This window comes from Streptomyces sp. NBC_00400, from assembly GCF_036048035.1.
GTDB lineage: Bacteria > Actinomycetota > Actinomycetes > Streptomycetales > Streptomycetaceae > Streptomyces.
This window is the reverse complement of sequence record NZ_CP107940.1, coordinates 7926572-7937796: the sequence shown is the minus strand read 5'-3', so window position 1 is coordinate 7937796 and position 11225 is coordinate 7926572. Positions and strand designations below refer to the sequence as shown.

Sequence of the window (11225 nt, the reverse complement as noted above, 5' to 3'; positions counted from 1 at the left end):
TCTCATTTCCGGGTGCGAGCGGGAGTGAGCCCTGGGGAAGTCCGCACGCGATCACCTCCTGAGGCCACCGGTCATGCCCTGCACGTGCGCAGCGCGGACTCCGGAGATCTGCCGCCGCGCCGAGGGTTCGACCACCATCGTCCGTGGCGATCCATCGGGTCGCCATCCGGATGCCCCCGGACGTGCGAGCCGGAGCAGCCTTCCCGCGAGGGAGGGAAGGTGTGGTTCTTGGCGTTGGTGCTGGCGCTGGTGCTTCATCGGTGGGACTGTCCGCAGTCGCACCGATGCCTCTCCCGGGGGCGGTTTCACGCGGGTGGAAGGCCCTGCGCTCCCTCCCGGAGTCCGGCTGTGATCATCCGCAGCCCGAACGCGAATCTGGCGTCGAAATCGAGCAGGGCCGGAGCCTCGTCTACGGCGGGCGGTCCGCAGCCTCCATGGCGTTCCGCAAGGAGCTGGCACCCCACCGCGACGCCGTCCGTCTCTACGCCGGGGACGAGTCCGGGCGCATCCCGCTGGCCTCGCTGCTGGGCCGGACCCACCCGGGCACGGCCGTCTACGCCTGTGGTCCCGAACCGCTGCTGGACGCCGTGACGGACGGTGCCGCGCATCTGCCCCAGGGGACCGTGCGCATGGAGCGGTTCAGGCCGCGGACCAGGGAACGCACACGCAACACAGAAGTGGAGGTGGTCTGCGCCCGGTCCGGCCGAACCGTGGGCGTACCGGCAGAGCGGAGCCTTCTGGACGCACTCGCCGACGCGGGCCTGCCGGTGGCCGCCTCGTGCCGCGAGGGGGTCTGCGGCACCTGTCAGACCCGGGTGCTCGAAGGCGTTCCCGACCACCGCGACGACATCCTCTCCGAGGAAGAGCGGGAAAAGGGCGACCGGATGTACCTCTGCGTCTCCCGGGCACGCACCCCCCGGCTGGTCCTCGATGTCTGACTCCGCGCCCACCGGCTGCGCACACCGAACCTCCGCCCCTCCGCCCACCCCTCAAGGAGCGTTCCATGGATTCGGCCACCGTCACCCGGCACACCCCCGGCGGCGACACGTCCGACGCCTTCCCCGGCAGCACCGCTGACACCGCCGCGGAGGTCTGGGACCTCCGCAGCCCTGCCCCCGAACACACCGCTGCCGACGCCTACCGTGCCATCGGCATGGCGCGCGTCCGGGAGATCCTGGGGTACCCGGAACCCTTCATCGCGGAGAAGAAAGAGCCGTTCCTCGGCGATTTCATGCGCCGCTTCATCGCCCACAGCACTTTCTTCTGCCTGGCCACCGCTGACGACAGCGGGGGTGTGGACGCCAGCCCCAAAGGCGACCCGCCGGGCGCGGTCCGGGTACTGGACCCATGGACTCTGGCCGTCCCCGACCGTCCGGGCAACCGCACCGCTGACACCTTCGAGAACATCACCCGCAACCCGGCCGTGGGCATGGTCTTCTTCGTGCCCGGCATACGGGAGACGGTCCGGGTGAACGGCGACGCGTTCCTCACCGACGACCCCGGCCTGCTGGAACGGCTCGGCGCAGGGGGGAAACCCGCTGTCCTCGCGACGATCGTCAAGGTACGCGAGGCGTTCTTCCAGTGCGGCAAAGCCGTGATCCGCGCCCGGCTCTGGGAAAACGATCCCCGGGGTCTGGCCGACTCCCTGACCCTGGGCAGCACCTTCTACGCCCAGGTCACCGCGCAAATGGCGGAAAAGTTGGCCGCGAAATTCGGCAGTGAGGCGGGGGCCCTGGACGCGGTCGCCGAAGACCATTACCGGAACGGATTGTTCTGACTTGTGCCCTCCGTCCTCAGCTACGCCTCGGTGGTCAGGGTTTCGGGCCGCCTGACCGGTAGGGCCATGCGCAGACTCCTCAGAGGACGAGTTCGGGCCGGTAGTGGTCGAGCCACAGGGCCAGGTCGACGACGCGTTCCAGGCGGAGGCGGTGGCCCCATTCCAGCCGGTCGGGCGGGGTGTCGAGGCAGGGTTTGAGGTGGGTCTCGTCGGCCAGGGCCCGGACCTGATCGGCGGCCAGGGCGTCGCGGGCCAGGTCCTGGAGGCCGCGGTTGTAGTCGGGGTGGTGGGTGGCCGGGTAGTGGTTCTTGGGCCGGTGCAGCACGGAGTCGGGCGCGAGTTCGGCGCCGGCGGCGCGCAGCAGGCTCTTCTCCCGGCCGTCGAAGCTCTTCAGCTTCCAGGGCGTGGCGAAGGCGTACTCGACGAGGCGGTGGTCGCAGTAGGGGACGCGGACCTCCAGCCCCTGCGCCATGCTCAACCGGTCCTTCCGGTGCAGGAGTTGACGCAGCCAGCGGGTCAGGGACAGGTGCTGCATCTCGCGTTGCCGGTGCTCGGCCGGGGTTTCGTCGTCACGGTGCGGTACGGCGGCCAGCGCGCTGTGATAGGTGTCCTCGCGGAACTCCCCCATGCGCAGGTCGAGCGCCGGGTTGAGCGGCATGGCGGCCTCGTCGCCGGTCACGAGGAGCCAGGGGAAGGTGGCCGCGTTCAGTGCCTTCGGGGAATGGAACCAGGGGTAGCCGCCGAACACCTCGTCCGCCGCCTCGCCGGACAGGGCCACGGTGGAGTGCTTGCGGATCTCGCCGAAGAGCAGATACAGGGAGGTGTCCATGTCGCCGACCCCGATCGGTGAGTCCCTTGCCACGACGACCGCCTTGCGGTGCTCGGGGTCGAGCAGCGCGAGCGGGTCGAGGACGACCGTGCTGTGCTCGGTGCCGATGTAGGTGCCGGCCTCGGCGGCGTACGGGGTGTCGTGACCGGTACGCAGGACGTCGCCGGTGAACTGCTCGGCCTGGTCGCTGTAGTCGACGGCGTAGGAGCGGATGCGGGCGTCCGGCCCCTCGCGCAGCCGGAGTTCGTCGGCGAGCAGCGCGGTCAGGACCGTGGAGTCGATGCCGCCGGACAGCAGGCTGCACAGCGGGACATCGGCCTCCAGCTGGCTGCGGGCGGCCGTGCCGACCAGCTCACGGATCCGTTCGACGGCCGTGTCCCGGTCGTCGTCGTGAGCGTCGGCCGCCAGCTGCCAGTAGCGGCGTTCGCGGATGCCGTCGCGGTCCAGTACGAGCAGGCCGCCGGGTTCCACCTCGCGCACCCCGGACCACACCGTCGGCCCGGTGTTGAAAAGAAGGCTGTACGCCTCCCGCAGCCCGTCGGCGTCCACCCGTGGCCGGATCTCCGGATGGGCGAACAGGGCCTTGGGCTCGGACGCGAAGGCCAGGCCGCCGTCGACGGCGGCCCAGAACAGCGGTTTGACGCCGAGGCGGTCGCGTACCAGCAGCAGCCGCTGCGCACGGTCGTCCCAGACGGCGAAGGCGAACATGCCCTCCAGGTGGTCGGCCAGATCCGCACCCCATTCGGCGTACGCGCGCAGAACCACCTCGGTATCGCTGCGGGTGTGGAAGCGGTGCCCGCGGCCTCGCAGTGCGGCGCGCAGCTGGTGGTGGTTGTACACCTCGCCGCTGTAGCTGAGCACCGTGGTCGGGTGCGCGGGCCGGTCGGTCATCGGCTGCACGCCACCGGCCGGGTCGATGACGGCCAGGCGGCGATGACCGATCGCGGCGTGCTCGCCGAGCCAGGCGCCGCACGCGTCCGGGCCTCGTGGAGTGAGGGTGGCCGTCATGGCTTCGAGTACCGGGCCCTGGGTGCGGGCGTCGTGGTGGAAGGACACCCATCCGGTGATTCCGCACATAGAAGTGCCTCCTGGGTCAGTCGTGAGCGGCCGACGTCGCGTCGGTCGTCTTCTCGGGGAGGGAAGCGGGCCTGCTGCCCGGCAGAGCGAGTAGGGGCACGGACAGGCACGCGACGATGGCGGCCAGTGCGAGCGCGGCCCGTACGCCCTCATGAGGTCCGGTCAGCCCCCAGGCGGCGGTGGCCAGGGCGGGACCGAGGGTGAAGCCGAGACTGCGGGCGAGCTGCACCGTGGCCCCCACCGTCGCGATCCGGTCCGGTGGGGCCGCGCCCATGACGAGGGCCTGGGTCGGGCCCCCGTTCAGGCCCAGCCCGACGCCCGCCAACGCCAGCCGCCATGCCACGTCCAGCGGTGCCCAGCCGTCGCCCAGGGGGAGCAGCAGGAGCAGGCCGGTGGCGGTGAGGGCGGCGCCGGTGACCGCGACCGGCCGGGCGCCGATGGGGGTCCCCCCTGCTGGAGCGGAGCCGAGAGCTTTGCGGAGATCGGCGAGGCGTCCGCCGAGTGGTCCGGCCACCCCCATCCCGAGGGGGAAAGCGAGCATGGTCAGCCCGGTCGTGGTGGCACTGACACCGTTGTCGCGCTGGAGGTGCAGGGCGACGACGTAGTGCATGGCGGCGAATCCGGCGGCGAGGGTCAGCACCGCCCCGTGCGCCCGGAACAGCCCCGCCGTCCGGAGCACGCCGGCCACCGGACGTCCGCCCGGCCCGCGCAGCCACCACCACAGCGGCGGTACGGCGGCGAGGGCGAGGAGGAGCCAGGCCGGGCCGTCCGGCGCCAGCGTCAACGCCAGCAGCACGCTCGCGGCACCCGCGGCAACCAGCAGCGCGTCGGCCACCGACCGGCGGTCAGGTGCCCGCAGCCCTCCGTCCCGGGGCATCGCCCTCCGGACCACGACCAGGGCGAGCACACAGAAGGGGATCTTCACCAGGAAGACGGAACGCCAGCCCAGGTGGTCCAGCAGCATTCCGCCCACGGCGGGCCCGATCACCGCCCCCAGCGGGCCCAGGGTGGCGGGCACACTCATCGCCCGTCCGCGCAGCTCCGGTCGTACGGAGCGGACCGCGAGAACCGGCATCAGCACGAACAGCGCCGCCCCGAACGCGCCCTGCATCAGCCGGGCGGCGATCAAGCAGGCCATCCAGGGCGCCGCGGCAGCCAGGGCGCTGCACAGGCCGAAGCCGCAGGTCGCCGCCAGCACGGCGGAGCGCAGCGCCACCCCGTCGAGCCACCGGCCCACGGGCAACAGCAGCGCCACCACGGGCAGTTGGTAGCCCAGTACCGCCCACTGAGCCGTTGCCGTGGACACCTGCAGACCCTCGGCGATGTCGGCCAGGGCCACATTGACGATGTTCATGTCGAGCATCGCCACGAACGCCAGCACGCCCGCCACGGCAACCAGCGGCCAGCGGTCCGCTCCCATGGGTATGTGACCGGCCTGTTCCGCACCGGGACCGTCGTTGGTCACCCTTCTCCCCCTCACCGCCACGGCAGGGCTGCCGGGCAGCAGCCTCGCTCCATAAGTCGGGGAGGAAATGCGGTGAGTTCCCGGTGATGTCCACGAGCATGACCACGGGGATGGTCAGACCTCCGAAGAGACCGTGATGAGGATCAGGCCCGAGAGTCCCGTCACCGCCCGGACCGAGTCCGCGAACACCTCCGTCGTCCACGCGGCCACGTCCGTGGACCACTCGCGCACATCGCAGCGGAAGGCGAGCGCCCGGCGCAAGCCCTCGGCCTGCACCTCTCCGGCGAGGGGGCGGGCGAGCCCCGGAGGCACCGTGCCGGCGGGCTTGACGGCCTCAACCGCCATGTGCTGATACGTGCGTTCAAGCACTGCTTCGCGGATCTCGGCGGCCCGCGCGGCGAGGTTGGCCGACGGCAGGGCGGACACGGTGACCGTCAGCGAGGCCGCGCCGGACGGGTCGGCGAGGGCGAACCAGCCGGCCACTTCGGCGAGTTCGACGCGCGCGTCCCCGGCACGGTGCAGCGGCACGAGGGCGTGAGTGCCGGTGAGGCGGAGGGTGCCGACGCGGCGTAGCGCGTCCGAGAGGACCGTGATGACGGGCAGGACCGGCAGGCGGCGGGCGCGCTGCTTCCTGCCCCGAGGGTTCACGGGCCGTGGAAGCGACGACTGCAGCCAGGCCAGCTGACGTACCCGGCCGTCCTGCGTCCAGTCGCCGTCCGCGTCGTTGTGGTCCCAGAGGTTGTCGGCGGGCTTGTCCGTAAGGGCGGTGGAACTCCAGGCGTAGGCGGACGCCCGCTTCACCGCGAGGCTGAAGACGTCCTCGCCGAGGTCGGACTCGGCGCTCACCCGGTCGATCCAGGGATGCCGGTCCAGTACCCCGTGCAGTCCCACGATGAAAGTGGCGCCCGGACCGGTCTCACTCATGGTCGTACTCCTGGATCAAGGGGATGGAATGGCAGACTCAGAAACCGGACGCCGCACTTGGCCACGGGCCGGGCAGGACGTCGCCGCCTCCTGCCCGGCCGTGTTCATCCGGTGGGTACCTCTGCCGGCGCAGGCGTCTCCGTGCCGACCGGCGCCCGGTGGTCGAAGGCGATCAGCGGATCACCCGTGAGCGGGTGGTCGACCACAGCGGCCCGCACCCCGAACACCTCGGCCAGCAGGGCGGGAGTGAGGACTTCGCGCGGTGGCCCGGAGGCGGTCACAGCTCCGGCATGCAGGACATGCAGCCGGTCGCACACGGAGGCGGCTGCGTTGAGGTCGTGCAGTGACACCAGCGTCGTACGGCGCTGGGCGCGCAGCAGGGCGAGCAGGTCGACCTGGTGGCGGATGTCGAGGTGGTTGGTCGGCTCATCCAGCACCAGCACGTCGGGGTCCTGGCAGAACGCGCGGGCCAGCAGGACGCGTTGGCGTTCGCCGCCGGACAGCGCCGTGAACCGGCGCCCGGCCGCCGCTGCCATGCCCACATCCGCGAGCGCTCGGGCGACGATGTCCCGGTCGGTGGCGTCATCCCCCGCAAAGGCCCGCTTGTACGGTGTACGCCCCATCGCGACGACCTCGTGGACGGTGAGTTCGAAGTCGCTCTGCCTCTCCTGTGGCAGCGCCGCCACATGTCTCGCCGACCGGACCGCGGACAGCTCGCGCAGGTCGGTACCGGCCAGCAGAACCCGTCCGGCGGTCGGCTTCAGGTGCCGGTAGACGGTGCGCAGCAGCGTGGACTTGCCACTGCCGTTCGGCCCGACCAGGCCGGTGATCTCGCCCTCGGCCGCCACCAGATGGGCCCCCGCCACGACCGTACGGCCGGCGTAGGCAACGCTCAGGTCTTCGATGTCGATTCTCAACTGCCGCTCCCAAGGCGCCGGTCCAGCAGGTACAGCAGGGCCGGAGCCCCGATGAGAGAGGTGACCACGCCGACCGGCAGTTCCTGCGAGTCCATCGCCGTACGGCAGACGATGTCGACCACCACCAGGAGCAGCGCCCCGAACAGCGCCGAGACCGGCAGCAGGCGACGGTGGTCACCACCGACGACCAGGCGGCAGACGTGCGGCACCATCAGCGCGACGAAGGCGATCGCGCCGGACACCGCCACCAGGACACCGGTCAGCACGCTGGTCACCGTGAACAGCTCCCGGCGCAGCCGGGTGACGTGGACGCCGAGCCCTGCCGCGGTCTCGTCGCCCATCATCAGGGCGTTCAGCCCCCGGGCCCGCGCCTGGAGCCACAGCAGGGCGAGCGGCACCACGCTCGCGGGCATGGCCAGGACCGGCCAACTCGCGCCGCTCAGACTGCCCATGAGCCAGAAGAGCACGCTGTGCGTCTGCTGCTCGTCCCCGGCCTGCAACACCAGAAAGCTCGTGAAGCCGGACAGGAACTGGCCGATCGCGACCCCGGCCAGCACCAGTCGCAGCGGTGCGAACCCCCCGCCCCTCCGGGCGACGGCCCATACGAGGGCGAAGGTGGCCAGGGCTCCGGCGAAGGCCGCGCCGGACAGCCCCCATCCGAGTACCCCGCCTGTGCCGAGGCCGAGGACGAGGGAAGCGACCGCTCCCAGGGACGCTCCGTTGGAGATGCCCAGCAGGTACGGGTCGGCCAGCGGGTTGCGCACCAGCGCCTGCACCGCCGTACCGACGACGCCGAGCCCGGCGCCCACGAGCGCGGCCAGCACGGCACGGGGGACGCGCAGTTGCCACACGATCAGGTCGTTCGTGCCCGGCCGCGGGGCTTCACCGGACAGTCGCCGCCACACCACGCCCCACACCTCGCCGGGCGAGATGGACGTCGATCCCCAGGCCACAGCGGCAGTCAGCGCGACAAGGAGTGCGACGCCGAGAACGAACGCCAGCGGCCCTGCGGGCAGACTGCGCGCGTCCGGTTTCTCGTCGGTGGTCTTGCGGCGGGACGCGGACATTGTGGAGAGCACGGCTAGCCGACCTTGCCCGGGTAGAGGGTCTTGGCGATCTTCTCGACCGTCTCGGCGTTCTCGACGCCGGCGATGGTGGTCGGCTCGGATCCGATGCGCAGGAAGTGGCCCTCCTTGACCGCCTTCAGGCCCTTGGCCGCCGGGTTGGTCTCCAGCCATTTCTGTGCGTCGTCGAACGCCTTCTTGTTCGCCGCCTCGCTGCCCCGGTTGCGCACGCCGAGCTGGATCCAGTCCGGGTTCTTGGCGATGATGTCCTCCCAGCCCACCTGCTTGTTGTCGCCATCGCAGTCGGCGAAGGCGTTGCGGGCTCCGGCCAGGGTGATCACCGCGTGGGCGATCTGGCGGTTGCAGACGACGGTGGGCTGCTTGGTGCCGGCGTCGTAGTCGAAGAAGAAGTACGTCGGCCGCTTGCCCGCCGCCGTACCACCGACCGCCTTCTGGACTGCGCCGACCTTCTCCTTCATCCCGGCGACGAGTTCCTTCGCCTTGGCACTCGTGCCGGTGACCGCGCCGAGCGAGGTGATGTCGGCCTCCACCCCCGACAGATCCCTCACAGGCTTCTTGCCCTGCGCCGCGCAGGCGGTGGACTTCAGGTAGAGGTGCTTGATTCCGGCCGCTTTGAACTCCTCCCCGGTCGGCGCATCCCCCATCCCTCCCCCGCCCATGCCCCCCATGGACGCGAACGTGTCGATGTACAGGTCGGCGCCGGAACCGAGGAGCTTCTCCTTCGGGATCACGTTCTGACTGAGCACCTTCACCTTCTGCCCCTGCGCATCCAGCGCGCCGGGCAGTGTGCCCTTACCGGGCGGGAAGCCGGTGCCGATCACCTTGTCCCCGGCGCCGAGGCGGAGCAGCAGCTCCAGGCTGGAGGCGTTGCTGGTGACGATCCCCTTCGGGGCGTCGGAGAAGGTGGTCTTGGCGCCCATGCAGTCGGTGACGGAGACCGGGTAGGACCCGCCTGCGGACTTCCCGGCGTTCCCGGTGCTCTCCTCCGCCGCGCCCTTCTCCCCACCGCCGCAGCCGGCGGCCAGCAGGCCGCCCAGTACAACGGCCGCCGTACCGCCCCACACACGAGAACGCATCCATACCCTCCCAGATCCACTCGGTAAGCGGACGAACCTCCGTTACCTGCTTCAGTAGTCGGGACAATCTCCTGCCGAGTTCCCGCCACGCGACCGGTCCAGGGAGAAGTCGTCGTCCGCCTCGTTCGGCTGCTGTGGTGCAAACTGCCGCAGCTCGTTGCCTCGGATCATCCGCATGCGGAAGAACCCGTCCTCCTGATCCATCACCAAGAGCTGGACCGGGTTCGGCTCGCGCCATGGCGTCTCGCACCCTCGCTGCCTGAGGACGTCGAGGTCGGCATGGTGCAAGGCACCCGCCCACACCTCGCACTCGGGCTGCTTCCAGCCACCCAACGTGGGAGCGCGTCAGCTCGTCCACCCACGCAACCGGTGGGCGGCCGGCCGCCGCGGCGTCGAGGTCCCTCTCGGTGAAGGACGGCGCCCCACGTGCGCCACCGCGCCCGACGGCGCACCGGCACCCACCCTTGGGCGTTAGCCGAACGATCGACGCATGGTCCAGTCATCTGTGCCCCGTGGTGCCACCACTGGCTGCCCCGGTGCGGCACGTACGGCGGTGCAGCAGCCGCACGGCCACCCCGTAGAGCACCAGCCCGAGGGTGAGGCCCGCACCCGCGCCGAAGAGCACGGTCGGGAGGTAGTCGAGCCAATGCGCCGTGGGGCCCAGAACGGCGTGCGCCCGCACCACCCGGTGCACGGCACCGGCCAGTACGCACAGCGCAACCGGGGCCGTCAGCAGCAGCCGCAGCCGCAGCCGTACGGTCAGCGCCGGTATCGCGGCTGCCCCGGACGCAGCGGCCCCGGACGCCACGCCGTCGTGGGCGCCACCGCCCCGCCCCCGCAGGGCCGACCACCCGAACCACCCCAGCGCCGCCGCCGCGAGCGCCGAAGTGCCGTACTGCACGAAGGTGTAAACGGGCAGGCCGCCCACCACCTGGTTCAGGCCGGGCACCAGCCGGGTGCCCCAGCGGCCCGGGTGGGTGAAGGCGTCCCAGACGACATGCGTCGTCGCCCCGAGCACCGCGGAGACCACGAACCAGGCTGCCAGGGTGAGGAGCTGGCGGAGGCCCCGGGGCCGCCGGGGCCGGCCTCGGACGAAGGTGTGGACCGGGCTCCGCCACGCCCGGGGCAACAAGGCGATCAGCGGCTCGCGCACCAGCCGCCAGCCGCCGACCAGGGCCACGGTGACCAGCACATCCACGGTCAGCACCCCCGAGGGCGCGTGGGTGACCTCACCGAAGGCCATGGCACCCGGGACCAGACTGTCGGCGTAGTACGTCATATCCGGTGCGAACGACCCCGCCACGAGCGCCGAGGCGACCAGCGGACCGCGTGCCGTGCCGGTCCGCCGGAGCGCCGGGAGCACGGCGGCGGCATGGCTGAGCGTGAAGGGCATACGCCTCTCCTTGATCGACTCTGATCATTATGTGTTCGATGGAGGGGCTGGGTGCCGGGCACGAGTTGTCGTAGGTCTCTCCCTGCGCGAGGAGCTGCGGTCACCGCACCGCACAGCGGGCGGACTTGTGTATCCGCGCCCTTCATGGAACCCGCGCCCGTGTCCCCCGGGACGGGGCCCGGCAGCGCCCAGCAGCGCGCCGAACTGTACGGGCCAGTGGTCACTGCCGGGGTTGGATTGCACGGTCGCCTGCCACCTGTCGGTGGTCAAGTTCGCGACCATGTAGTCGTATTCGCTGCCGTTCACGTCAGGACGTCGTCGGGCGTCCACGAGGTGACCATTCCGAGGTTCCGGCTGGGGCGTGCGCAGGATGTACAGGTGACGCTCTACGCCCCGTCGGCCTTCCCGCCACAGGTAGTGGTCGACACCGTTGACCGTGCCCTGGTGGCGGGCGCCGGCCGGTGGAACACCGGGGACTTCCTGCAGGGCGACCACGTCGTGAGTGATTGCCAGGTTGTAGGCGCCTTCCCATCGGGCCCTGCTCTGGTCCATGTTCCAGGTTGCCGGTGTGTGACTGTCCGGCGAATCCGGAAGCCATCAGCTGACTGGATTCCGGCGGCGAGGGTTCGGGCCCACCTGTTGTGCGAACTCGCGGGCGGCGTCAGCTCCTCCGGTGCGCCGG

General features: G+C 71.1%; 10 protein-coding genes. 2 read left to right on the top strand and 8 right to left on the bottom strand.

Annotated features, from left to right (window positions below):
- The first annotated feature begins 434 nt into the window (after positions 1–434).
- The gene (locus OHS81_RS34740) at positions 435–938 is read left to right on the top strand and encodes a flavin reductase family protein (protein WP_328389966.1); all 504 of its coding nucleotides are present in this window, start codon (positions 435–437) and stop codon (positions 936–938) included.
- A 65-nt stretch (positions 939–1003) separates the two neighbouring features.
- The gene (locus OHS81_RS34735; protein WP_328389963.1) at positions 1004–1777 is read left to right on the top strand and encodes an MSMEG_1061 family FMN-dependent PPOX-type flavoprotein; all 774 of its coding nucleotides are present in this window, start codon (positions 1004–1006) and stop codon (positions 1775–1777) included.
- A gap of 79 nt (positions 1778–1856) precedes the next feature.
- Here OHS81_RS34735 and asnB read toward each other — a convergent pair whose 3' ends face one another.
- The 8 genes from asnB to OHS81_RS34695 all read right to left on the bottom strand — a co-directional run bounded on the left by asnB (position 1857) and on the right by OHS81_RS34695 (position 10543).
- Entirely contained in the window at positions 1857–3683 is a 1827-nt protein-coding gene (gene asnB, locus OHS81_RS34730; RefSeq protein WP_328389961.1) for an asparagine synthase (glutamine-hydrolyzing), read from the bottom strand.
- Between the two features lie 16 nt (positions 3684–3699).
- The gene (locus tag OHS81_RS34725) at positions 3700–5148 is read right to left on the bottom strand and encodes an MFS transporter (RefSeq protein ID WP_328389959.1); all 1449 of its coding nucleotides are present in this window, start codon (positions 5146–5148) and stop codon (positions 3700–3702) included.
- Between the two features lie 114 nt (positions 5149–5262).
- The gene (locus tag OHS81_RS34720; protein ID WP_328389956.1) at positions 5263–6072 is read right to left on the bottom strand and encodes a hypothetical protein; all 810 of its coding nucleotides are present in this window, start codon (positions 6070–6072) and stop codon (positions 5263–5265) included.
- Between the two features lie 104 nt (positions 6073–6176).
- The gene (locus OHS81_RS34715; protein WP_328389954.1) at positions 6177–6989 is read right to left on the bottom strand and encodes an ABC transporter ATP-binding protein; all 813 of its coding nucleotides are present in this window, start codon (positions 6987–6989) and stop codon (positions 6177–6179) included.
- Positions 6986–8056, bottom strand: a complete 1071-nt coding sequence (locus OHS81_RS34710; protein ID WP_328391640.1) for a FecCD family ABC transporter permease — start codon at positions 8054–8056, stop codon at positions 6986–6988. Before OHS81_RS34710 ends, OHS81_RS34715 begins: the two co-directional genes overlap by 4 nt.
- A 14-nt stretch (positions 8057–8070) precedes the next feature.
- Positions 8071–9150 carry an ABC transporter substrate-binding protein gene (locus OHS81_RS34705; RefSeq protein WP_328389952.1) on the bottom strand — a complete coding sequence of 360 codons (1080 nt, stop codon included), beginning with the start codon at positions 9148–9150 and terminating at the stop codon, positions 8071–8073.
- A 51-nt stretch (positions 9151–9201) separates the two neighbouring features.
- On the bottom strand, positions 9202–9327 hold the full coding sequence (locus tag OHS81_RS34700) for a hypothetical protein (protein WP_328389950.1): 126 nt from the start codon (positions 9325–9327) through the stop codon (positions 9202–9204).
- Positions 9328–9649: 322 nt separating this feature from the next.
- Positions 9650–10543, bottom strand: coding sequence for a DUF4184 family protein (locus OHS81_RS34695; RefSeq protein WP_328389948.1), 894 nt, complete (start codon positions 10541–10543; stop codon positions 9650–9652).
- Positions 10544–11225: the final 682 nt, after the last annotated feature.

Bases quoted from the DNA above. Each gene is read 5' to 3' on its own strand.
- OHS81_RS34740 (WP_328389966.1), top strand. From the start codon at position 435: ATGGCGTTCCGCAAGGAGCTGGCACCCCACCGCGACGCCGTCCGTCTC.
- OHS81_RS34735 (WP_328389963.1), top strand. From the start codon at position 1,004: ATGGATTCGGCCACCGTCACCCGGCACACCCCCGGCGGCGACACGTCC.
- asnB (WP_328389961.1), bottom strand. From the start codon at position 3,683: ATGTGCGGAATCACCGGATGGGTGTCCTTCCACCACGACGCCCGCACC.
- OHS81_RS34720 (WP_328389956.1), bottom strand. From the start codon at position 6,072: ATGAGTGAGACCGGTCCGGGCGCCACTTTCATCGTGGGACTGCACGGG.
- OHS81_RS34710 (WP_328391640.1), bottom strand. From the start codon at position 8,056: ATGTCCGCGTCCCGCCGCAAGACCACCGACGAGAAACCGGACGCGCGC.
- OHS81_RS34705 (WP_328389952.1), bottom strand. From the start codon at position 9,150: ATGCGTTCTCGTGTGTGGGGCGGTACGGCGGCCGTTGTACTGGGCGGC.
- OHS81_RS34700 (WP_328389950.1), bottom strand. From the start codon at position 9,327: ATGCGGATGATCCGAGGCAACGAGCTGCGGCAGTTTGCACCACAGCAG.
- OHS81_RS34695 (WP_328389948.1), bottom strand. From the start codon at position 10,543: ATGCCCTTCACGCTCAGCCATGCCGCCGCCGTGCTCCCGGCGCTCCGG.